The organism is Brumicola pallidula DSM 14239 = ACAM 615 (genome assembly GCF_000428905.1).
GTDB classification, from domain to species: domain Bacteria; phylum Pseudomonadota; class Gammaproteobacteria; order Enterobacterales; family Alteromonadaceae; genus Glaciecola; species Glaciecola pallidula.
In genome coordinates this window covers 25,768-49,381 of sequence record NZ_AUAV01000014.1, presented here as the reverse complement: position 1 = coordinate 49,381, position 23,614 = coordinate 25,768, and the positions used below count along the sequence as shown (strand labels likewise).

17 protein-coding genes are annotated in these 23,614 nt (G+C 40.7%); 3 read left to right on the top strand and 14 right to left on the bottom strand.

Translation table 11 applies throughout. The features are described 5' to 3' along the window. Positions 1-10: 10 nt before the first annotated feature. From G399_RS0105725 to pdsR, 11 genes are all read right to left on the bottom strand, one after another. Entirely contained in the window at positions 11-433 is a 423-nt protein-coding gene (locus tag G399_RS0105725; protein ID WP_006011717.1) for a MazG nucleotide pyrophosphohydrolase domain-containing protein, read from the bottom strand. Positions 434-478: 45 nt separating this feature from the next. Next, entirely contained in the window at positions 479-2,626 is a 2,148-nt protein-coding gene (gene relA, locus G399_RS0105720; protein WP_006011715.1) for a GTP diphosphokinase, read from the bottom strand. A 12-nt stretch (positions 2,627-2,638) separates the two neighbouring features. Next, on the bottom strand, positions 2,639-4,060 hold the full coding sequence (gene rlmD, locus G399_RS0105715) for a 23S rRNA (uracil(1939)-C(5))-methyltransferase RlmD (protein ID WP_006011713.1): 1,422 nt from the start codon (positions 4,058-4,060) through the stop codon (positions 2,639-2,641). 5 nt (positions 4,061-4,065) lie between these two features. After that, positions 4,066-4,509: a holo-ACP synthase gene (gene acpS / locus G399_RS0105710; protein WP_006011712.1), complete on the bottom strand. Its 444-nt coding sequence runs from the start codon at positions 4,507-4,509 to the stop codon at positions 4,066-4,068. Positions 4,510-4,616: 107 nt separating this feature from the next. Beyond that, the gene (gene pdxJ, locus G399_RS0105705; RefSeq protein ID WP_006011711.1) at positions 4,617-5,357 is read right to left on the bottom strand and encodes a pyridoxine 5'-phosphate synthase; all 741 of its coding nucleotides are present in this window, start codon (positions 5,355-5,357) and stop codon (positions 4,617-4,619) included. A gap of 62 nt (positions 5,358-5,419) precedes the next feature. Further along, on the bottom strand, positions 5,420-6,142 hold the full coding sequence (recO, locus tag G399_RS0105700; RefSeq protein WP_006011710.1) for a DNA repair protein RecO: 723 nt from the start codon (positions 6,140-6,142) through the stop codon (positions 5,420-5,422). A gap of 1 nt (position 6,143) precedes the next feature. Beyond that, positions 6,144-6,425 carry a hypothetical protein gene (locus G399_RS0105695; RefSeq protein ID WP_006011709.1) on the bottom strand — a complete coding sequence of 94 codons (282 nt, stop codon included), beginning with the start codon at positions 6,423-6,425 and terminating at the stop codon, positions 6,144-6,146. Positions 6,426-6,544: 119 nt separating this feature from the next. Beyond that, positions 6,545-8,263, bottom strand: a complete 1,719-nt coding sequence (gene recJ / locus G399_RS0105690) for a single-stranded-DNA-specific exonuclease RecJ (protein WP_006011707.1) — start codon at positions 8,261-8,263, stop codon at positions 6,545-6,547. 295 nt (positions 8,264-8,558) lie between these two features. Further along, entirely contained in the window at positions 8,559-13,148 is a 4,590-nt protein-coding gene (locus tag G399_RS0105685; RefSeq protein ID WP_006011705.1) for a PAS domain S-box protein, read from the bottom strand. Between the two features lie 221 nt (positions 13,149-13,369). Then, positions 13,370-15,529 (bottom strand): proteobacterial dedicated sortase system histidine kinase, encoded by a 2,160-nt coding sequence (gene pdsS / locus G399_RS0105680; protein WP_006011703.1) that lies wholly within the window; start codon positions 15,527-15,529, stop codon positions 13,370-13,372. Beyond that, positions 15,526-16,224 carry a proteobacterial dedicated sortase system response regulator gene (gene pdsR / locus G399_RS0105675; protein WP_006011702.1) on the bottom strand — a complete coding sequence of 233 codons (699 nt, stop codon included), beginning with the start codon at positions 16,222-16,224 and terminating at the stop codon, positions 15,526-15,528. The genes pdsS and pdsR overlap by 4 nt, the downstream gene beginning before the upstream one ends. A gap of 195 nt (positions 16,225-16,419) precedes the next feature. Between pdsR and pdsO the strand changes: the two genes are divergently transcribed. The 3 genes from pdsO to G399_RS0105660 are packed head-to-tail and all read left to right on the top strand — an operon-like array spanning position 16,420 to position 20,509. After that, positions 16,420-17,343: a sortase-associated OmpA-like protein PdsO gene (pdsO, locus tag G399_RS0105670; protein WP_006011700.1), complete on the top strand. Its 924-nt coding sequence runs from the start codon at positions 16,420-16,422 to the stop codon at positions 17,341-17,343. Positions 17,344-17,376: 33 nt separating this feature from the next. Continuing rightward, positions 17,377-19,842 (top strand): marine proteobacterial sortase target protein, encoded by a 2,466-nt coding sequence (locus tag G399_RS0105665; RefSeq protein ID WP_006011699.1) that lies wholly within the window; start codon positions 17,377-17,379, stop codon positions 19,840-19,842. A 19-nt stretch (positions 19,843-19,861) separates the two neighbouring features. Continuing rightward, a complete protein-coding gene (locus tag G399_RS0105660) occupies positions 19,862-20,509 on the top strand; it encodes a class GN sortase (protein ID WP_006011697.1) in 648 nt (215 codons plus the stop codon). Positions 20,510-20,540: 31 nt separating this feature from the next. Here G399_RS0105660 and G399_RS0105655 read toward each other — a convergent pair whose 3' ends face one another. The 3 genes from G399_RS0105655 to djlA form a co-directional block, all read right to left on the bottom strand. Continuing rightward, complete coding sequence (locus tag G399_RS0105655) at positions 20,541-21,290, bottom strand: thioredoxin fold domain-containing protein (protein ID WP_006011696.1); 750 nt, start codon at positions 21,288-21,290, stop codon at positions 20,541-20,543. A 180-nt stretch (positions 21,291-21,470) separates the two neighbouring features. Further along, on the bottom strand, positions 21,471-22,415 hold the full coding sequence (gene xerD / locus G399_RS0105650; protein WP_006011695.1) for a site-specific tyrosine recombinase XerD: 945 nt from the start codon (positions 22,413-22,415) through the stop codon (positions 21,471-21,473). After that, complete coding sequence (gene djlA, locus G399_RS0105645; protein ID WP_006011694.1) at positions 22,416-23,276, bottom strand: co-chaperone DjlA; 861 nt, start codon at positions 23,274-23,276, stop codon at positions 22,416-22,418. It lies immediately after the preceding gene. Positions 23,277-23,614: the final 338 nt, after the last annotated feature.

Sequence of the window (23,614 nt, the reverse complement as noted above, 5' to 3'; positions counted from 1 at the left end):
ATATTTTACTTTAGGTCGCGGGATGTTTTGCATCATTCAAGGTTTTTTTGGCTTTTTGCCATAGACGTTCTAAAGCGTCAAAACGTAAACTAGTTAATTCGAGGTCCTCATTGGCAGCGAACTTCTGCACCAATAAAAAACGTTTACAGAATTTCTCATTGGCTTTTTTTAGCGCCAAATCTGGATTAACGTCAAGATGACGAGATAAATTAACAACCGCAAAGAATAAATCACCTATTTCATCTTCTATTTTATCCTGCTGTTGTTGCTGGGTATAAACCTCAGCTCTAACTTCTTCGATTTCTTCAAGCACTTTGTCAAACACAGGGCCAACTTCGGGCCAGTCAAACCCAAGGTTTGCGCATTCGAGTTGAATATTCAACGCTTTTTGCAAAAGACTCTCCGGAATAAGTTTAATCGCATCATTTGTCATCACTAAAGACTTAATTTGTGCGCGTATAGGCTAAGTGGCGTCACTCTAATCTCTGGCTACGTCGTTAACATCGGGCAATTGTTTTAATTTATCCACAACACGGGCTAAATTATCTGCGTCTATAACTTCAATAGTTAACTTTATAAGTGCTGAATTATGGCTTTTATTACTCAAACTATTAACACCAAGCAAACCCACTTTTTCATTCGATAGCACGGTAGTAATATCTCTTAAAATGCCGGTTCTATCGTTGCAATAAACGTTAAGCTCGGTTTGAAAGCTGGTTTGATGTTCAATTGCCCACGATACTTCTATCTGGCGCTCAGGGTGCTGTTCTAATAAGTTTGATAACTGAGCACAGTTTTCTTTGTGTACACTAACGCCCTTGCCCTGAGTGATATAACCCAGAATCGACTCACCCGCAACGGGTTGGCAGCACTTTGCAATTTGGCTAAGTAAATTACCCACGCCCTCCGCAATAATCGGCTCGCTACCTTTTCGTAGCTTTGCTCGACGTGGTTTAATCGATATTTCAGCCGGTTCTGCCGGAGGAGGCCCGTGTTTCTGTAGTAAGAAATTCACCACCGTCATTACGCGAGTATCACCGACACCAACGGCGGCAAATAAATCATCAACCGAATTTGCATTGAATTTATCAACAGCGTCAGCGGCAAGTTTAATGGGAATATCTACTTTGGAGAGTTCTCGCTCTAAGAGCTCTTTTCCAGCGTCGATATTCTTATCTTTGTCTTGTTTTTTAAAGAATGAATGAATGGTTGCTCTAGCGCGTGCGGAATGTACGTAGCCTAAACCTGGGTGCATCCAATCTCGACTAGGAGACGCATTTTTACCGGTCAGTACTTCTACCTGATCACCACTTTGCAATTTGTAAGTGAATGGTACAATACGCTTATTAACCTTGGCACCAATGCACCTGTGGCCAACATTACTATGCACATAGTAAGCAAAATCGAGGGGCGTTGAGCCTAGTGGCAGATCAATAACATCGCCTTTAGGCGTAAAAACATAAACTCGGTCGTCGAAGACCTGACTACGCAGTTCTTCAACTAAATTACCGGACTCGGCCATTTCTTCTTGCCACTGAAGAATTTTGCGCAGCCAATTTAACCGTTCCTCTGAGCCTGCTTCTTTTCCTGTCGCTCCTTCTTTATACTTCCAGTGAGCAGCAACCCCTAACTCTGCGTCTTGGTGCATTTTTTGGGTTCTAATTTGAATTTCCACCGACTTGCCTTGCGGACCCATAATAACGGTATGAATGCTTTGATATCCGTTTTGCTTAGGAGTCGCAATATAATCGTCAAATTCTTTGGGAATGTGTTTCCAGACAGTGTGCACAGTGCCTAAAGCGGCATAACAATCTTGCAACTTATCGGCCACAATACGCAACGCACGAATATCAAACAACTCTTCAAAAGAAAGTTGTTTTTTCTGCATTTTTTTCCAAATACTATAAATATGTTTGGGTCGACCAATCACTTCTGCTTTAATGTTCTGTTCGTCTAACAAGTCTTGTAGTTTTTGTACAATATCGATGATGTACTGTTCACGACCAATACGTTTTTCATCCAGCATTTCTGCGATACGCTTGTAGGTATTTGGATGCAAATACCGAAAAGAAAGGTCTTCAAGTTCCCATTTAAGTTGACCAATACCTAGTCTGTTAGCCAGCGGGGCATAAATACTCGAACATTCATGGGCGACAATAACTCGCGTTTCTTCATCCGCTTCTTTCACGGAATGTAAGGTGCAAATACGTTCAGCCATTTTTATAACGACTGCGCGCACATCTTCCACCATACTTAACAACATACGACGCAGGTTGTTAACGTGATTTTCGTCTTGGCGATTACGAGATTGCAGCGTTTTAATGGCATCCATACGACGAACACCTAAAATTAGCTCTTTAATTGACAGGCCAAACTGGTCTTCAATTTGGTCTTCCGATAACTCATGGATTTGGCAATATGGATAGACTAATGCTGCTTGCAGTGTTTCATCATCCATGTGAAGTTCGTGTAATATTTCGACCATCTCTTGCCCAATTAAGAGATCATCTGGTTTATCTGAAATCTGACTTAATTTTGTTTTGGTTTTTTCAGGCACATCCAAATCAGCCAACCATTGGCTAAAAGTTGGGCGACTAGTCTGATGAACACTTCTTATTGATACCATATATTTTGCACTCTACTTTGAGCTAATTAAAGCTACCATTTCAATATGCTTTGTAAAAGGGAACATATCAAGCGCTCTCATTTTAGTAATCTCGAATTTGCTGGGTAAAACATCTATGTCTCTCGCAAAACTTGTGGGGTTGCAAGAAACATACAATATTTTTTGTGGCTTAAATACTGATATCACCTTCATGATTGCCAATGCACCCGCACGCGACGGATCGACAATAAACAGTGCGCCCTGAGGTATATTGAGCGTTGCCTTTAAGGCTAAATCGTTGAGGTCATAATGTTCGAAGCGACAATTTTTTATGCCATTTAATTGTGCATTTGCTGCCGCTTGTTGCACCATTTCGGGCACACCTTCAACACCGATAACCTGTTTACAATATGGCGCTAATGCGAGCGAGAAGTTACCAACGCCTGAAAATAAATCAACCACATAATCCTCTGAAGTCGGGTTTAACCAATCTTTTGCGAGCGTCAACATCTGTTGATTTACGTGTTGATTAATTTGTATAAAGTTATTAGCCGTTATCGCTAAGTTTACACCCGGACTGTCCGAAATAGTGAATACGGAATTTGAAACTGAATTTGTTGCTACATCACTGCTTCCGCCTGAAGATCTTAATGCAGTGATGTTTATTAACTTTGACGCCGGAGATTCGATTACGTACTGCGTACCCGAGGACGCTTGTTCAAGCGCCAGTATTTGGACTGACTCGGCATTCAAACTTTTGGTCAAATGCAAACATACTTGGGCTCTTTGGGCGCCTTCTGTTAAGGTAATATGACCAATAGAGGAAGCACTAGGTAAGCGTTTAATGATAGTCACTAGGCGTTCATATACACTTTGTAATGACTCGGCTAGCACTGCGCATCTGGGTATATCGACAATTTTATTCGACTTCTCTTGCCGAAAGCCTATTTTAATCTCATTTGAATTGCGCGCATCAATGGCTATTCGCGCCCGGCGCCGATATCCATAACGATTATCAGCAATATCCGACTTAATCACCTCTTCCCATTCGCACCGTTCAAGTTTTGTTGAAGCAATAGCCTTGTTTAAGTAACTTTGCAGACTTATCTGTTTAGCTTCAATCAAATAATCTGCATCAAAAGCCTGATGAGAGCAACCTCCACACTCATTTACATAGGGACAAAACGCCTTAACGCGGGCCGATTCGTGTCCTTGCAGCACTTTGACTATTTTGCCATGCCATACTTTTTGCTTTTTTGAGAGTATCGATACTCGGTACAATTCACCGGGTATAGAAGCAGGTACTACGATGATCGGTTGGTGAGATAAAAGGATCCCATTAGCATTATGGTCGATGACATCAACTGACATCTCAATAGTCTCATGGCAACTCTGTTCTTGAACACGATTTTTACCTAATGGCGATTGTTTCTTTGCTTTAAAAAATTGGACCACAATCGTTAACTCTCTAAAATTACTGTAGCGGTTGCGTAATGCTTTTCATCTGATATAGAAAGATGAGTGTGGTTTACTCCTTTCTGCTGAAACAGCAATTCAAGATGACCGTTCACTATCAAATATGGCTGGCCTGTCAGGTAATGGACAATTTCAATTTGCTGCCAACTCACTCCATTACCGATACCATTACCAATGGCTTTAACTGCGGCTTCTTTTGCAGCAAAGCGTTTGGCTAAAAATCGCGCTTGTGAGCTTAGGTTAAGCGCAGCTTTATCGTTCGTTTCCGCTTGTTGGCGGGGACTAATTCTGGCTAAATTAGTTAATGCCAAATAGTCTTTATACTCATTAGGAGTCAATATTCGCTTTGCCATTGAGTCAGAGCGCTCGATACTTGCTTGCAACCTAGCAATTTCTACTATATCAGTTCCGACCCCAATAATTGGCATTCCCTACTCCTTTTTTGTATCCAATTGCAGAGTATATACCACAGCACCCACAACGACTCGTAAATATAACTAACAACGTCAGCATAAGTTGACCATTACTTAACAATTTAACGCTGCATTAATCTTGCTTCTTGCATTAATAAACGCATATCTCTTACTGCTTTTTCAAGACCATCAAATGTGGCTCGAGCGATAATACTGTGTCCAATATTCAACTCAATTAATTGAGGAATGGCCGCAATTGGTTTCACGTTGTGATAATGCAAACCATGACCTGCATTTATTTTCAGTCCCAATTTGTGTGCATATTCTATACCCTTCACGAGTTTGGCTAATTCGAACTCAGCTTGCGCTTCATTCCTCGCCTCTGCATATTGTCCGGTATGGATTTCGATGTAAGGAGCACCGGCCGCAACTGCAGCTTCAATTTGTCTTTCATCAGCGTCTATGAATAATGAGGCGAGGGTACTTTGCGCCTTTAATTGCTCACAAGCAGCTTGCATTTTTGCTAGGTTGCCGGCCACGTCCAAACCACCTTCAGTGGTCAACTCTTGTCTTTTTTCGGGCACTAAACAACAAAATTCTGGTCGTACTTTTGCGGCAATTGCTAACATTTCGTCGGTTACCGCCATTTCAAGATTGAGACGTGTATTGATGGTTTCTTTGAGTAAATACACATCTTGATCTTTTATGTGTCTGCGGTCCTCACGCAAGTGTACCGTAATACCATCGGCTCCAGCCCTTTCGGCAATGTCAGCCGCATGAACTGGATTTGGGTAGTTTGTACCTCTGGCATTGCGAAGCGTCGCAATATGGTCAATGTTGACACCTAATAGTATATCTTGCACGTAGCTCTCCTGGGATGGCCGAATAGATTTAGTAAATAAATGGTTTATTTTAAGTCGTTATTTTAAATAGTAATTTTAGTACTAAATAGTTCACGGCTTTTAATCGGTTTGTCGCCTAATATTGGATGCAAAGCAATACGACTTATCTTTTTTGCCGCTTTAAGTGAAGATGACTTCCAATCATTATTATTAATAGCCAATATATCCTCACCGCTAATTGCGAACGATAGATTCTGGTCGCACTCCACAAAACCAATTTCATTCATTAACGAGTAGCTCTTATCAGGCACTATTTCTAATTCGTTTTGTGAGTCGTAAGTAAAGTCAGGGAAATAACCTAATTCTTCCAACAAAACAAATTCAAAATTTCTCAATATGGGCTCAATATCGACTAATTCCCCCCCTTCAGTTGATAACCGTTGCAGCATATTTAAGGACAACTCATATTGTTGGAACAAGCGAGTAAAGGGTTCAGATTCAGGCAGCGCCCTGTTCAATACTTCATTCAAATAAAACACACAAAATAAGCTTTGCTGTGAAAGTAAATACGATCTAGAGGTCGATTCAATTCTTGATAAATTTCGCAAGGTACCGCGTCCGACTAATTCAAAGTTGACGGCCTGAAGTGGTTGCAAAACGCTTTTTTTATCTGATTTTGGACGTCTTGCTCCTTTGGCCATTGCGCTAACTCTGCCATTTTGTAGAGTAAAAAAATCAACAATTAGGCTGGTTTCACGATACGGTCGCCGATGGAGCACGTAACCATCGTAAATATCTTTATTCAAGCTAGCTCACTTTGATCCTGACCACTTTCATGGTTTCAAATTGCATACCCGCCACTTCTTTTACTTCAGGGTAATAAGTTAAATTGACGACCCTACTTTCCAAATTGTTATACTTTTTTCGACGTTTGAATATAAAAGGCACATCCAAATTGATAATTAAGAGAGTGTTGACATACCAACCATCTTCTTCTCGTTGAACATGTGAAGTCACTTTGCATAGTTCTGAATGAACCAAGTTTGGATGGGTTTCTAGTAATGTTTGCAAAGCTGTTTTTCTAGCCATCGTTCTAATCTACCTCTTTTTCACCCACATTACAGAGTAATGAGTTCGGTTATAACTGTGTATGCTGGTTGCTCAAAATGACTTAGCGAGCCGACTGTTTAGTTAATTAAAAATGCACTTTAGTCCGCTGATTCGAGCGCTTGTACTAGCAATTGTACACTGATTTGGCCTCTAAATTCATTAATATCCAATTTATAAGCGAGCTTTACTTGCCGAATCTTCGAATTTGGCCATGTCGCTAAGTCGATATTAAAAGCAATCGCATCGAACTCAATACCATCTAAACTGACGACCATTTTTAAGTGATTTTTGCCTACGATCCGCTGGCTACGCATTTGGAATATGCCATCAAATAATGGCTCCTCAAACGTCTGCCCCCAAGGAACCGCTAATTTTATAAGGCCCGCATTTTCAATGTTAATTTCTTGGCAATTAAGAGTCCCATCTGACAAAATCAGGTTTTGTGTAGGCAGACCTTTAGTGGCCTGAACTACAGCCGCTTCAAATGCCAATTTGAATGCACTAAGGCGTGCTGTTTTCATGCTTAGTCCTGCTGCCATCGCATGGCCTCCAAACTTATCAATTAAGCCGGGGTTTTGGGTATTTACTGTCTCTAACAAATCTCGAATGTGCACACCAGGCACTGACCTAGCAGAACCTTTAATCGACTCTGCATCTTGTTGAGCGAACACAATAGTGGGCCGATAATATTTTTCTTTGATCCTACCCGCCAAAATACCTATAACACCTTGGTGAAAATCGGATTGGTAAAGCACAACACCCGAAGGTAATTCGTTGCCTTGTGAAATGAATGCTTCGAGCGCTTTTTCGGCTTCATCTTTCATTGAAGATTCAATTTCTCTGCGCTCTAGATTTAAGGCATCAAGACGAGCCGCGATTTGACGCGCTATATGTTCATCTTCGGTCAGCAAACATTCTATTCCCAATGACATGTCATCTAGTCTGCCCGCTGCATTTAAGCGAGGGCCTAGCACAAAACCAAGATCAGTAGATGATAATTTATGACAGGGTCTTGCCGCTACTTCTAATATCGCCCTGATACCCGGGCGAGCTATGCCACTGCGTATACGCTGCAAGCCTTGATGCACCAATACTCGGTTATTTTCGTCTAATGGCACAACATCAGCAACGGTACCTAACGCCACAATATCAAGGTAATTTGCTAAGTTGGGCGCTTGAATATTTTTTTGCTCGAACCACCCTTCATTTTGCAACTGTGCTTTTACTGCTAACATGACATAAAAAGCAACGCCAACACCGGCTAAATTTTTAGATGTAAACTCGCAACCCGGTTGGTTAGGATTAACAATAGCATCAGCGTTAGGAAGCGTAAGACCTGGCAAGTGATGATCTGTGACCACCACTTTCATGCCTAATTCTTTAGCGTGACTGACCCCTTCTACACATGATATACCGTTATCAACAGTTATAATAAATTCAGCATTTTGCTGATAAGCAACATCAACAATTTCAGGGCTTAAACCATAACCAAAATCAAATCTGTTTGGCACTAAGTAATCGACATTTGTGTGCCCAAATGCTTTTAAAGCTAACATACAAATAGCGGTACTCGTTGCACCGTCAGCGTCAAAATCGCCAATAATACAAATAGCTTTGCTTTGTTTTATTGCGTCACAAATTAAATTTGAAGCGACTTCAATTCCTTTTAATTCATTATAGTGGCGTAACTTTTTAATTTGCGTTTGTATTTGAGCAATGTCAGTAACGCCACGATTTCGATATAACCTGTCTAAAATAGCTGGCAATTGGGAGTCAATAGAATTTGGAGTGACCGCGTGGCGTCTCTGTATTTGCAAAACAGGCCTCTTTGATTGAATAAATAAAGATGAGTATCAGGGCCATTTACATAAATCACCGAACTAATCATCACAGGTGTGAATAGTAACAAGTGATTGCTATGGTCTGCGAGCCTTTATTCAGCTTAGCGCAGAATATAGCGTAAATAACTGCGATTATTGTTGCCTTACGAACGCTCTAGAATAGGCTTAGCTCAGTTGATATAAGAGCAAGAGACACCAACGTCCCTACTGTGAGAAAGACCTTCAGATGAAGGCCTTTTGTGCTCACTATTAGTACTTTTTTAAACCCTGCTTAGCCATGCAAATTCTCATATATAACGCGCAGTGTATTAGAAAACGCACGTTTGGTATTTGGCCAAGCAATAGAGATGTTATCCAGCATACCCGATCCGCAGTCTACTTCTAGGCGACTGACTACATCAACCAATGCATCCGCGTTTACTTTTTTACCCGTTTGAACAAGCTTCCTAGCGCCCCGTAATATTTCACCATTATTATCTTGCATCACAGCATTGTCCGTAGACGTAATAACGGTCTCTAGCTCACTAATCAATTCATTTAGCGCCGTAGATAATGAATCAACCTGCCCTTGCTGCTGTAAATAAGGCAATAAGTCAAACCACATGCTTGGGTTTTCAGGCATTCGCATTTTCGCAATAGCAGACTCTGGTGCCGGTTCAGCGCTTTCCTGCTGCTTGGTTTTCATTTGCTCTTGCGCTTGATGTAACTCTTCTTTATGTGCAGCTACCAGAGCGTCTTCTTGCTCTGCCAGTATTTCTTCATTACTCTGTAACTGCCGCTGAGCTTGCTGTAACGCTTGCTCTTTGTCATCTAACTGGGCTTTACTGGATTGCAGTTCATTTTCTAATGACGCTAATTGCTCGGCAAGACCTGACTGATTATTTTGTTGCTCGCTTAAACTCTGTTTACTTTGGCTATACTCTTGCTGAACGGCTTCTAACTGAGCTAACAACTGCTCTTGTTTATCTTCCATTGCCTGAATACTTTGTTCACGCCCTAACAAGGTGGCCTGTTGTTCCTCAACTTGCTTCTTAAGCGCGAGCTCTTGCTGCTCTTGCTGTTTGATATGCGCTTCAAGCTCTTCTTGCTGCGCTTTGGCATTGTTGAGCTCATCTTGCAGCTTGTTCTCTGCTGACTGCGTTTCAGACACTTGCGACTCTGCTTGCTGTAATTCAGTTAAGTTACCTTGCAGTTTCTCTTGCAAGCTCTTGTTTTGTGTCTGTGCGTCAATAAGAGCTTGTTGCAATTGTTTTTTCTGCTCTTCAATTTGCTTGTGATGGGCTGTCCATTGTTCTTCGCTACCTTCAAGCATTTCACGTTGCTTACTTGCTCTGCTTTCAACATCAGACAATTCAACCGCTAATTGCTCTAGTTTCTGCTCTTTTTCAATACGCGCTAATTTCTCGGCCTCAGCTTGTTGTTGAATTTCGTCTAACTTAGTCTGTGAATCTTGCAACTGCTGACGCTTAGCTTCGACTTCCTGCTTAAGTTGAGCCTGATGTTGTTCCCACTGCTTACCCGACTGCTCAATTTTAGCCTGCTGTGCCGCACTGTGCTGTTCAATTTCTTGCAGTTCGGTTTGAAGCTTATTAAACAATTCTTGTTGACGAAGTTTTTCAGCTTTTTCAGCCTTTGTTTGCTGTTTGGCGTCACTCAATATCTGCTCGGTTTCAAGCAGTTTTTGTTGTTTCTCTTTGAGCTCTTCATGCAGTTTCTGTTGCTCAGCCAAGCGCAGCTCTTCAGCCTCTATCATTTCTTGTAGCTTGCGTTCTGCGTGTTGTTCAGCTTCAGCTAATTCCGCTTCAACACGCTTCATTTCATCCTGTTGTTTTTGTTTCTCAATTTTCTCTTTTTCGGCAGTTTGTTTGGCCTCATCAAGTGCGCGTTGGGTTTCTTGCAACACATTTTGCTTCTCTTCTAACTCTTGCATCAATTTGCTTTGTTGGGCCGCCATGTCGCCTTTTTCTTGGTTCGACATCTCTTCAAATTTCTGCATTTCATTTTGTAAATGCTCAACATGACGCACTTTGTTAGTCAGTTCAGACTGCGCAAGTTTATAAGTTTGTTCAATTTCACGACGTTGTTTCTCTGCTTCTTCGCCAGCTTTACGCTGATTAATGAGGGCTTTTTTTAACTTTTCACTATTACTATCACTGGTGTGTAATTGCTCTTGAAGGCCTGTAATTTGCGAGCCAACTTTGCTAATTTCTGCATCTTTATCGGTAATCGATTCCTTCAGTGAATCTATCTGAGTCACATAAGCCTGCATTTTTTCTTGTTGTTGCTGTTGTTGCAATTGCAGTTGCTTGGAATTTTCCTCACTGACTTCAAGCTGCTGTTGCGCTTCTTGGTAGTTTTCCTCGCTTAACTGCAGTTGATTTGAAATTTCATTGCGCTGGCTTTGTAAGTTATTCACTTTCTCAGTTGAAAGCGCTAATTGCTCGGTCAATGTATTATTTACATCTCGCGCTTCACTCAGCATTTCTCTGCTTTGTGAATACTGGCTTTGCACCTTTTGAAGATTATCAGTTACGCGTTGATGCTGCTCTTGTAGCGTGATGTATTCAATCTTAGCTTCGGATATTTCATCTTGGGCTAACTGAAGCTTGGTCTCAGTGTCACGTAAATCTTTGAGTTTAGTGGTTAGTTGCTCATGACTTGAACGCAACAGCAGTTGCTTTTCAGCCACTTCGCGCTCAGCCTCTTTATGCGCAGTAATCGCTTCTAAGCGTGCCTGATCAGCTTGAATGATTTCAGTTAAGTCTGTCCACATACAAAGTATTGAGTCGAACTCCTTGCCTTTGTATATGGGGATATAGGTGGCGTGGCAAGGACGTGATTTTGAGCCTGCTTTATGTTCCCAATTAATAGATTTTGCTCTGCCGTCATATTTTACCTTGTTGACGATACGCTCTAGTTCATAAGCTTCGCCTTCATCTTTGTTCAAGTCGAGTGAATATGGCGCAAATCCCCATAAATCATCTTCATTCTCGACACCGAAGAATTCACAAGCAGCAGGATTAATGCTCGAAAAGCCTTTTTCATCCAAAATTGCCATTGGCATGCTGCTATGCTCAAGTAGGCCGTGAAATTTATCTTCTTGAAACTTCTCGCCTGAACGATCTGAAATCCAACAAACATATTGCTCTTTTTCTTTATCAAATAAATCGATATGCAACTCGCTCGGGTGCATCACTTCGTTTTTGCCACGCAAGCTGGTATGAAAATCTCTCAATCGGCCAGTTTGATGCAACTGTTTAGCCGCTCGGGCCGCAGCATCAGCGTCGTTGAACAATTGATAGAAGGTTCCTTTTTTGAGTTCTTTCTCATTTAAACCCAAGCGCTCAGTCATTGCCGTATTGGCATGCACTATTTTGTCATCTGCATCGACAGTAGCCACGGCTATTGGAGCAATGTCGAGTAAGTTAGAAAAATGCGCTCTCTCTGATTCTAGCTGACGCTGTGTTTCAGTTAATAATGTTAGGTCTTGAAACATACCAGCAAAACCAGCGCGTTCATTTTTATCATCGCCAAAAGCTTGTAAAGTGACTCGCAAGTGTCGTGTTGTATTTGTGTCATTATTGTTATGAAAGCCCTGAGGCGCGTCTGCTGCCAAATTCGCTTGTTCGGTATTTTTGCCCACTTTACCAGTAAATTCACGGTTCATTGCTCGACCGATACCGACAGGCGTATCATCTGGATTATGTAGAATATTGATGTCTTCGGGCACTAGGTTGAGTAAATCAAAACGTTTATTTTTAACATCGGCTAAACGCACACCGAACATACGTTCAAATGGATTATTAACCAATATAATGCGACCTTCGTCATCAAGAATATAAAGAGGATGCAGCGACACATTTAACATTGCTTTTACTTTTTGCTCGCTTGAATATTCTTTCCTCTGGTTTTGACGAATTTCTGTTTCATCGATCACCAGTAACTTAAACGCTGTTGACTTGCCTTTATTATTTTTAGCGGTGCTAATGGCGACAATACGCACTGGAACTTTGAATTCAATCGACTGTAACACGCTCTTAAAATCAATCTCATGCTGCTCTTTGGCGAGCTCAAAAGACTGTTTCCAAAACGTAATATTATTAGGGCAAATTAGCTGATGAAGTTTGTCAAAATCACCTGAAACGTCTTCACTGTAACCCAAAATAGTAGATAATATCTGATTTGCTTGGAAGGTTTCAGACTCAAAATCAATAAACAATTGGCCTAGATATAAATGTTCCGTAAGTTCATTAAGTTCTCCTAGATTAAGCTTTGTCTGTTTGATTTCTTTTTCGTAACTATTCACGTCTTCTAGGGTCACAACGAAGGCGACGCCATCGTACATTGAGCTGTTCTTTGCAATAGTTAAGCGCAGTTCCATGTTACTTGAAGGGGCTGTTACCAACATTTTTACACTTTCGCCACCATCCATTGCTTTGTTGATTGCGGTTTTTGATTCTTCCTTAAAAAAATCAACAAGAGGCTGATTCAATACTCGACTCTTCTCACGCCCGATTAATTTGGCAGCAGGGTTACTCAATTCGACAACATTACCTCGCAAACCAACAAGCATTATCCCATTGTTCATTTTATTGATGATTTGGTCCTTGTGAGCAATCACTTCATCATGTATTTCAATAGTTTTATCTTTAGATTTCAGACTAACAAAAGCATAAATGGTCAAGCTAAGAAGCAAAACAATCAGCGTGATCCCGGTGTAAGCGACTAAACTCAAGGTCGATCCGTCTTGGCGTGCTAATTTATCACCCAATGCGAAACATGCTGGGCTGATAAGAAACAAAGCTAACAAAGCAATGCGCTTAGTTGCAGAAAAAATTGAGAAAAGCCAGTGTCGTCGCATCTTAAGAGTATCCAAAGAAAATTAGTTTAGTTCCTATGAGACAACTTACATCGTGAGCGTCAACTTAAAAATAGTCGATCGGCATCTAGTGTATATTTATAAATAACTAATAAGCCGGAATTGTCGCAGAAAATGTCATTAACCAGGAAAGTGAGTAACTCATACTGCTCTCTGCACCAGCATCATGATAGTCGTTTCAGCATAACTCTATATCGGCAGACTTAGCGGAATTTAAAACTTATTGTGACTACCACGCCGGATTCATCCGTTTGATTATCAATATTAATCTCAGCATGATGAAAAAGTGCAATCATTTTAGCAATATATAAACCTAAACCTAAATGTGGCTGCTCGGTGTTTTGTTCTTTTCTAACAGAAATCATTGAGTCTAAAAGTTCTTTTTGCATATTTTCAGGCAATAGTGGCCCCTGATTACTAATCTGAATTCGAAACGCATTTGTGTTCCCTTTTAACGCAATTTTAATCACTGAATCAATGGGACTAAATTCAATCGCGTTTGCAACAATCTTATCAAGCATTTGAGCGAAGAGCTCAGGTGCACCTGATATGACGACTTTTTGTAACTCTGACTCAAGTAAAAAACGCCTTGCAGGATAGGCTAGTCGATAACCTTGTGAGCAGCCACTCAGCACTTCGTCTACATTAAACATTTCAATATCACTGCGTTGAATTGCTTGTTCTAGACGCGTTGCTTCACTCATGTTGGTGAGTATTTTACTTAACCTATTAATTCCCTCTTTGGCCCTATCTATGTAGGCTTGATTGTCAGGTGAGTGCTGCTCAAGCGACAAGTTATCTAATGATGAGTTAACAATCGCCACCGGCGTTCTGAGTTCATGCGACAAACGCGACGCCATATTTTCTAGATAGCTATTGTATTGATTCAATTTAGACAACACATTGTTGAAAGTACGACTCAAGTCACCAATTTCATCATTTGTAGGAGATGCTTTTATTTCACCGATTATTTTGCCTGAACTATCAATAGCGCCTTCGGCTTCATTTCGGAGTTTGCGAATTCGCCATGAAATACGTGACGCCAATAAAAATAAGGAAAGGGTACCTAAAACAATAACCGCCAAAATAAAGTGAAATTGATTTTCTAGGGCCTGATTACGCAATGTTCTTATACCGTTTGTTGTTTGCTCCACAACAACCGCTCCCATTACCTGTTCATCAATGAATATAGGATGCGCGGCCGATAAAATGACCGCTTTTTTATCTGCACTCAAACGCCACAAACTGCTTGGAGTGCCATCTAAAGCCTCCTCAACATCCTGACCTTGCAATGCATATGCGTTTTCAAGATCATCAACAAAATCAGCGGGAGGTTTGGTCAGAATTTTGTAATACACCGGCAACAACCATTCGTTTTCAACATACTGCCACCAGCTGTGCTTTTCTGCTTGATTGGACCGCTGCGCTTGCACGCCACTGGCGCTTTGTATCTCGCCTGACTTAGCTAACACTCGCATATGTTTATCAATTACCCAGACTCTTGCATTGGAGTACTTCAAGCCCTTTAAAATGTTCTCAATGTCAGGCGATGGTATTAGCACGGTGCCCAATGAGTCCTGTTTTGTGGGGTCAGCGGTACCCAGCGTATATTTTGCAAAACCAATTTTTGGATCATCAACGTCAGTAATAGCAAAAGCGATTTTACTCGACATCATACCCACAGGAAGACGTAACTCTATGGTGTAGCCGTTTTCTGTTTGTTGCCAATAGCCCTGAATTTTAGTCTCTAGGCGATCCGGCTGAATACCCTTAGTATTAGGCTTGAGCAAATACGCGTTAACCCATCCTGACTGCATGGGCGCGATAACATAACGCTGAAAGTCACCTTTAATGTCGATCATCGCTACCTGTAAATAATCGTTACGGTCAATTCGCAAGCTATTGCGCGCTCTAAACACCAGATTATCATCTAGGACTTCAAATAGCGCATACAGAAATTTGTCATAACGGCCAATCATGTGCCTAAAAGACAAACTTTGCACTCGATACGCTTGCTGCATTTGAATTAGGTTTTGTTCCGCGTAGTTGAGCTTAAAAGCTTTATATTCATCCCAATCCGATGCATCACCGTCAAGCTGAATAGGATAATCAATGCTATGTGCATACAAATCCGTACCCGGCCTTACATTACTCATAAAAGAAGATTGCACATTAAATAATTTAGGGCGCTCATGCAATGCAGTCGCGACCGCACGAGCAGTTCCTAGCATAGTTTGCTCTTGACCAATGCGTAAGTATGTTTCTAATTCCCACACATATTGGTACCCCAAATAAGGAATTGCGAATAAAAATGATGAGAAAAAGAGCAACTGAACGCGTAAGCCAATGCGCCATTTATTCATGAATTGTCCGCTTTCCAGCGATAACCCATGCCATAAACTGTTTCTATGCGGTCAAAAGAAGGGTCAACTTGCACAAACTTTTTTCTTACTCGTTTTATGTGTGACGTAATTGTGGTGTCATCGACGACCATTTTCGACTCATCCATTAACTGTTGTCGACTTTTCACATGCCCAGCGTACTTCGCAATCGCATGTAACATCCAAAACTCAGTGACGGTCAGATCAATAATCTGCCCCTTCCATTTTACCGTCATGCGCTTTGCGTCCACGATCAGTTCCCCTGACTTAATCAGGTCTGATGGCACGAGAGGTTGATTTAATAATTCAGTACGCCTAAATAGAGCCGCAATGCGAGCTAACAAATGGGGCAAACTGATATCCTTTGTTAAGTAGTCATCGGCTCCCATTCTTAAGCCGCATATAGTGTCATAGTCGTTATCACGTGCCGTAAAAAAGATAATTGGTAAGGTTTTCGACAGGCTACGTAAGGTTTGGCATACCGCAAAACCGCCATCGATTTCATCCTCCAAACCTATGTCAACAATCGCTAAGTCGGGTAGTTGTTGTGCAAAGGCAGTTTCTGCTTGCCGTCTATTTGAATAGGCTTTTACTACATAGCCCTGCTTAGTTAAAGCAGACACATAGTTTTCTCTAAGCGCTTGGTCATCTTCAACTAAAGCAATTTGCTTCGACATAACACACCTTTCATTTAAACAGTTGGGCTTAACTATATAGAAAATCACGATGGGTGAAAGCCTTTGCATGCAATTTCCATTTTTTCGCCACAATTGACCTCAACATTGCCATTTTTCCTCCCCGAAGTTGCCATGAAGTCTTTGTTTAATAGCATGGCATTTAAAAATAAACTTTAAACATCTTTGGAGAAAAACATGAAAACAACATTTAACAAAACTAACGCAAACATAGGCACCAGTGCTTTTATAGGCACATCTCAAAACAAAGACGCTTTTACTAAAGACGCTTTTACTAAAAACGCTTTTACTAAAAAAACATTAAGTAAAATTACCTTAGCGGTTGCTTTTACCAGCTTAATGAGTGTTTCTGCATTTTCAATTGCGGGTTCGCCCTCAAACAAACAGGCGCCTGAACTAAAACCAAGTGCGGAAGTAATTAAAAATCAAAAAACTAGAAATGAAGGGACTAAAAATCAAGAGACTAAAAATAATGTCGTTGGTTTAAGCACTGGGATTGTATTTGGTGGAGTTGTTGCGGGTCCATTGGGTGCGGCGATCGCGGGCCTATTTGGCTTATTTATTGCTGATGATATTAATGATGAAAATCGCTTATCAATAACTAAAAAAGAGCTACAGAGCAATAATCTCCAACTTGTCGCATTGCAGCAGAATTATCAAGATTCGATTGCCTCAGCTAATCAACAGATCGCAGCTATGGACACTGCAATGAATCAAGCCATTGCGCAGCCCCCCCCCACAATTGAAGCTAATATTCAATTTAAAACCGCCTCTTTTCTAGTTGAAGATCATTACAAGTCACAACTTGATGGCCTAGCAAGTGAATTACGCAAAAACCCAAAGTTAACGATTGAGCTCTCTGGCTTTGCGGATCAACGCGGCGAGTCTACCTACAACCAAGTGCTCTCACAGCAACGTGCTAAGGCAGTAAAAGACTACTTAATGAGTCAATTCGTAAACCAAGATCAAGTATTCACTCAATCATTTGGCGAGTCCGAACTAGTGAGTAAAAGCGATAGCTTTGAAGGTAACTTCTTTGACCGTCGAGTCCTCTTGAAAGTGCGCAACAAAACAGCAGAAATGACAGCAGCAAATAACTAAACACTGTTTTCAATTATTATAGGGAATACTCTCATGGCATCACTCCATCGCTTTGTTATTGTTGTGTCTGCGATTACCGTTGTTGGGGTCATTCAGGTGCTTGCAGCTGAATTCCCCTCGCGGCTAATGGCCGTTGATGGGGGTATTTCTAGTTCACTGTTGTTGATAAAAAACGCATTGAGCGCATCAGAACAAACTATCAATAGTGATACAATCCATCGAGATAATGGTCGATTACAAGTTACTATCGAGCAAGCCAACATTACCGTGGTAAATCCATATGAAGATGCGCAAACTGGGCAACTGTATTTTCAGTCTGTAGTTGAAAATAGCGACCTCACTGAGCCATTAAATAAAACTCTGGCAAGGTCCAATTCAGTGTTTACATTGAGCGATAACTTGCAGACCGACGTAAAAATCAACGTTACTGGCATGCTTGCCAGAACAGCGGTAAGTCAAACATTCACTAATCGAAGTGATGAATGGGTGGACGGATTGTATGTGTTTCCACTGCCTGAGAATGCGGCAGTCGACCATTTGATGATACAAATAGATGAACGTAAAATAGAAGGGCAAATCAAACAGAAACAAGAAGCTAAAAGAATATTCGAACAAGCAAAACGAGAAGGAAAGAAAGCCAGCTTAGTTGAACACAGGCGACCTAATCTATTCACTAATAATATTGCTAATATCGGGCCTGGCGAAACCGTTGTTATAAATATTGAATACCAACAAACACTGCAATATCTGCATGACGGCTATTCATTGCGTTTTCCATTCACAATAACGCCACGATATGCCCCGGTAAACGGCAATACTGAACAAGCTGAAACAGCACTGCTTACGACACTAGAAAATGCCCAAGTAACAACGCAAGCGTGGGTCACTGACACTGACAAAGACAATCATAATACTGTGGCCTCACAATCTGTATTTTCAGACAACATCAATATAAGTGTTCGGCTTAACACAGGAACTCAATTACAAAATATTGAAAGTGAGCACCATGCAATAATTACTAGCACTGGAGAAGGTAATAGCTATCTAGTTACATTGGCAGAAAGTGACGTAAAGAGGCAGGACTTTGTCCTTAACTGGCAGCTAGAATTAGGAAGTAAGCCAACCTCAGCGCACTTTACGCAGTTCGTAAACGGCAGTGAATATGGCATGATCGTGTTATATCCTCCACTACCAAACGAGCAGCTTGTTTTAGACAGAGAAGTTATTTTTGTTTTGGATACCTCAGGCTCTATGTCAGGTGAGGCTATTGTGCAAGCTAAACAAGCCTTGGCATATGCCATCGATGATCTGAGCACGAAAGACAAATTTAATATTATCGAGTTTAATAGCAATGCCGACATTCTTTGGCGGAAAGCTAAATTTGCTGACCCTCAAAATAAAATAAGCGCGTTTGATTTTATCGCGAAATTGAGGGCGAATGGTGGCACAGAAATGCATCAAGCGTTATCTATGGCTTTGCTAAGTGAAGCGGACCCTGCACTTTTTAAACAGATATTGTTTATTACCGACGGCAGTGTCAGTAATGAAGCAAACTTAATGCGACTAATTGAAGAAAACCTAAAACAAGCTCGGTTATTTACCATTGGTATCGGCGCAGCACCAAACAGCTATTTTATGACCGAAGCGGCCAAAAGTGGCAAAGGCACCTTTACGTTTATTGGTGACACCAAGCAAGTAAAGCGAAAAATGGCTGAGCTTATGAGTAAAATTAATTCCCCAGCACTGACCGATATTAAATTAAATTTGAAAGGTATTCAGCAATATCAGCAATTTGAAATGTATCCTAACGTTATCGGCGATTTATACAGCAGCGATCCTCTCGTACTGACCTATAAACAACCGATGGGAATGGACGCTTCATTTCCGTTCTCAAAGACTGAAGGGCCTATGTTAATGGGTAATTACAATAATAATGCTTGGCATTTTACACCTCAAAAACCAGTGGATAGAGGCATCATTCAGGCTGACATTTTAGCAAAGCGCCTACATATAGAAACGCATAACGCGCGTCACAAAGAGCCTCAAAATAAGCTCACTTTCGAAGTAGAAAAAAAAGCAAAAGGCATTAACGTGTTGTGGGCAAGCGAAAAAATTGCGCAGTTGAGCAGAGACAAACGTAACATAGCATTTGACGGTCCTGACGCGCAATTTGAATCACCAAGCTCACATAGTAAAACGTCTGATCAGCAAAAATCGGCCAAGCAAAGAATAGTTCAAGAGATAACAGCAACTGCACTGGAGCATCACATTGTTAGCCAATACACAAGTTTAGTGGCCGTTGACATTTTGCCTAGTAAGTCTAGAGATTTAGACAGATATGCACAAAATAATAAGGCACTTCAATCGCAACACGCATTTGCACTGCCACAAACCGCAACTAACGCTCAATTGAACATCATGATCGGAGTTCTATTAATGTTATTCAGTTTGCTAATCAACAGGCTAAAAATCCCATTCACGACGAAAAATCAATCTTAGTTTAGAGGAGATAACGCGCATGAAGGAAGCAAAAGAGCAGTCTATTTTTGAATGGTCTATAAAACTAAAAACAATCACTAGCCTAATTATCTTTGTTTTCGCCTTACTTTTCCTTTTTGACGGATTTTATATAACAGCCAAAGCCCAATACGCACAATATTTAATTGCAGACTCTTGGCGTCATTATATGAATACAGGTGAGCAAAAGAAGCCGTGGCCATGGGCTGATACTTATCCAGTTGCCAAACTAGAAATGTATCAAAAAACCCAGTATATACTCGCTGGCGCAAGTGGTCGCAACTTAGCATTTGGCCCAGCGCACATGCTACAAACTGCATCACTGGGTAGTCCCGGCAATGCCGCTATTGCAGGTCATAGAGACACACATTTTGATGTCTTAAAAAATGCAAAAATGGGTGATCTGGTATATTTAACAAGCCGCAATAAAAATCTAAAAAAAAGCACGATTTCCAGTCTTAATAGCAAAGATGCCTATTTAAAACAGGCCTACCGCGTAACTAACATAGAGATTGTCGACCAACATAACCTTGATGTATTGGACAATAATGAAAGCACAACAAGCATTACCTTAATTACCTGCTACCCGTTTGACAGTATCGAGCCTAATCCACCCCTGCGGTATGTTGTTAAAGCTCAAAAAATATAGACAAACCAAACGCATTTGCTGTTTCCATACTTTACGCTTTCTGTGCAGCCTTAATTGCTAACAACAAAGTCTGCGCTGGCTGATAACCAGGAATAATAGTTCCATCAGGCATAATAATATTTGGTGTCCCGTTTACGCCAATTGCCTTACCAAAGTTATATTGATCAGCAACTTCATTTTCACATGATTTGCTAGCAACTTTGCCACCTGCTTTCGCTTTAGTCATTGCTTCCTGCGGATTTTCAGAACACCAAATCGAAACCGCATCACGATAAACTTGGCTGTTAATACCTTGTCTTGGGAAAGCAAGATAGCGAACCGTAATCCCTAAATCATTGAGAATATCCATTTCATTGTGAAACTTACGACAAAAACCACATGTTGCATCGGTAAATACATTAATGACGTATTTTTCTTTTTCTGACTTAAATTCAATGGCCGAGTCTTTGAATCGTTCGATGCCTTCCAAACGATATTTTTGCAGGGCCGCACCGGTTTCATCAACAATTTCATCGCCAACGCGATAGACTCGACCGCTTAGAAAATATTCACCATTTTCACTGCTGTAAAAAATGCCAGTCGTTGTATTTATCTGTAACAAGCCGGGCACATTTGAATCTTCCACAGAGATAATTTCGAAGTTCAGCTTTTGCTCAAACTTTTTAATTAGCTCAGCATGCTCTCCGTTAGCATTAGACGTTGCCGACAACACAAAAAAAGATAACATGACTGACACAACAACAAACGTTAATTTCACTATTAACCTATTGATATAATTCATACAAACACTCCAAAAAAAATACTCTGTAACACATCGTTGGTAACTATTCACTGAACTGAACATACGAAGACCGTTAATTTCCAAAAAAACATTCAACGCTGTGGCTAATGACGCTGTGGCTAATGACGCTGTGGCTAATAACGCTGTGGCTAATAACGCGACGGCTAAAAATTCATAAACTTACCCTCTAGGATGATGGTTTTTGACCAAGGATTGAAGTCTTTCAGTAGCAACATGGGTATAAATTTGCGTTGTAGACAAGTCACTATGCCCTAATAACATTTGTACCACGCGTAAATCAGCTCCGTGGTTTAGCAAGTGCGTAGCAAAAGCATGCCTCAGTGTGTGAGGTGACAAATGAGCCTGAATACCAGCCTGCTTTGCATGCAACTTTATACGATGCCAAAAGGTCTGTCGTGTCATTGTTGTGCCGCGCTTGCTCGGAAAAATAGTATTACTTGGTTTGCTTAATAATTGCGGTCGCCATTCTTTCAAATAGGCGCTCAAACAATCAATTGCGACTTCACCTAAGGGCACCAAGCGTTCCTTATTGCCTTTACCCATGACTCTGATGACGCCCTGTAACAAACTTACTTCGTTCATTTGCAAATTAACTAATTCTGAGACTCGAATACCCGTAGCATACAACACTTCCAACATCGCTTTGTCGCGCGCATTTATCGGGTCATTATCGCTTGGAGCCGATAATAATTGGTCTACTTGTTGCTCAGTTAATGTACTTGGTAGATAACTTGGTAACTTAGGGTTACTTAGCCCTTGAGTCGGATTATCCGCTCGCCATTTTTTTGTAATTGCATACTTGAAAAAAGACCTTGATGAACTTAAGAATCTTGATGTTGAGCGTTGCGATAATTTTTGTTCAAAACGCAATGTTAAGAACGCCTGAATATCCTCTTTTTGTACTGAAGCCAAATCGGATGTAAAGATAGAGTCGTTTTGTAAAAAGAGTGAAAACTTAGTTAGGTCGCTTCTATAGGCTCCCGCAGTATTATCACTCAGTCCTTTTTCAATCCACAACATACTGATAAAATCGTTAATCGCAATTTCGTTTTCGGCAGATAAAATGGCTTTCTCTTTTTTGCCACTAGCAATTTTTGGATTCATTTAAAAATGCTTATGTTTTCGAACAAGCTCATAGGCTGCTTGAATATCCTGAGCTTTCTGTTTAGATAACTCAAGCGCTTGTGCCGGCAATCCCTTAGATGCCATTTTATCAGGATGATGCAATGACATTTGTTTGCGATACGCTTTTTTAATCACTTTTGAATCATCCTCTTGTTTAATACCTAATATTCTATATGCATCTTCTAATTCAGACTGTGCAGAATAACTACCAGAACCACCATATTGATTTTGTTGCTGACGTCGTTGATTGTTTTTTTGTGACCTACCAGTGCGAAAGCGTTGCTCAGCCTCAAAAGTAATGATCAGAAAATCAAGTTCTACTCTTCTGAAACCGAGTGTCTTAGCAATTTTTTCTAACAACGTGTACTGCGCAGCACTTAACTTTTTGTGCGCGCAACAAGCTTGAATTAGTATTTCCAAATAAATTTGCAGAACATCGCGACGTCCATGGTATTGCTCTTTAAATTGTTGAAGCATATTAATAATCGCAAAATCGCGTTGTTTGCCATCCCGAAATGCTTGCTGAGCCTCTAATCGAGTGTCACCCGTTAAAGACATTTCGTCCATCAATGTGGAGGCTACCTGAATCTCCTCTTGCGAGACGATACCGTCTGACTTTGCAATATGACCTAGCGCAGAAAACAAACTATGAAAAAAAACCGCTTGTTGCTGAATTTCACCTGATGTCGTAAAAAAGCGAGCAAAACCGCCTTTCTGCGAAAAGTCTTTACTGTATGTTGTATCGAATATATGACCAACAATTAAGCCTAGGATAGCTCCTGCAACTCGGCCAAACATAAAGCCCAAAAGCACACCAACAACTTTTCCCCAAATTTGCATCTTTTCATTGCCCTCTGGCATGTTAGTTTGAAATATCAGTCACCGCTTACTCTAAACTAAAAAAGTAATGACGTAAAAATCTATATAGTTAGGTACTTCATGTCTAAATTCGCTGTATTTTTCGGCATTTTACCAATAATTAGGTTTTTATTACTCATTTTTCAACAATATAGTTTGTTATTCTGACTCAAAGCATTAAAATTTGAGGCCGTTTGAACGTTCTGCAAAATAAATGTTCGAAAACTCTGGGTGTTTAGACGCTCAAGCGTCGTTTGGCGAAAATTAGTGTTTGTGTAAAAACTCAAAGACTAGCTAAAAAGGTTACCTAAAAAATCATT

Bases quoted from the DNA above. Each gene is read 5' to 3' on its own strand.
- G399_RS0105725 (WP_006011717.1), bottom strand. From the start codon at position 433: ATGACAAATGATGCGATTAAACTTATTCCGGAGAGTCTTTTGCAAAAA.
- relA (WP_006011715.1), bottom strand. From the start codon at position 2,626: ATGGTATCAATAAGAAGTGTTCATCAGACTAGTCGCCCAACTTTTAGC.
- acpS (WP_006011712.1), bottom strand. From the start codon at position 4,509: ATGCCAATTATTGGGGTCGGAACTGATATAGTAGAAATTGCTAGGTTG.
- G399_RS0105695 (WP_006011709.1), bottom strand. From the start codon at position 6,425: ATGGCTAGAAAAACAGCTTTGCAAACATTACTAGAAACCCATCCAAAC.
- G399_RS0105685 (WP_006011705.1), bottom strand. From the start codon at position 13,148: ATGCGACGACACTGGCTTTTCTCAATTTTTTCTGCAACTAAGCGCATT.
- pdsS (WP_006011703.1), bottom strand. From the start codon at position 15,529: ATGAATAAATGGCGCATTGGCTTACGCGTTCAGTTGCTCTTTTTCTCA.
- pdsR (WP_006011702.1), bottom strand. From the start codon at position 16,224: ATGTCGAAGCAAATTGCTTTAGTTGAAGATGACCAAGCGCTTAGAGAA.
- pdsO (WP_006011700.1), top strand. From the start codon at position 16,420: ATGAAAACAACATTTAACAAAACTAACGCAAACATAGGCACCAGTGCT.
- G399_RS0105665 (WP_006011699.1), top strand. From the start codon at position 17,377: ATGGCATCACTCCATCGCTTTGTTATTGTTGTGTCTGCGATTACCGTT.
- G399_RS0105660 (WP_006011697.1), top strand. From the start codon at position 19,862: ATGAAGGAAGCAAAAGAGCAGTCTATTTTTGAATGGTCTATAAAACTA.
- G399_RS0105655 (WP_006011696.1), bottom strand. From the start codon at position 21,290: ATGAATTATATCAATAGGTTAATAGTGAAATTAACGTTTGTTGTTGTG.
- xerD (WP_006011695.1), bottom strand. From the start codon at position 22,415: ATGAATCCAAAAATTGCTAGTGGCAAAAAAGAGAAAGCCATTTTATCT.
- djlA (WP_006011694.1), bottom strand. From the start codon at position 23,276: ATGCAAATTTGGGGAAAAGTTGTTGGTGTGCTTTTGGGCTTTATGTTT.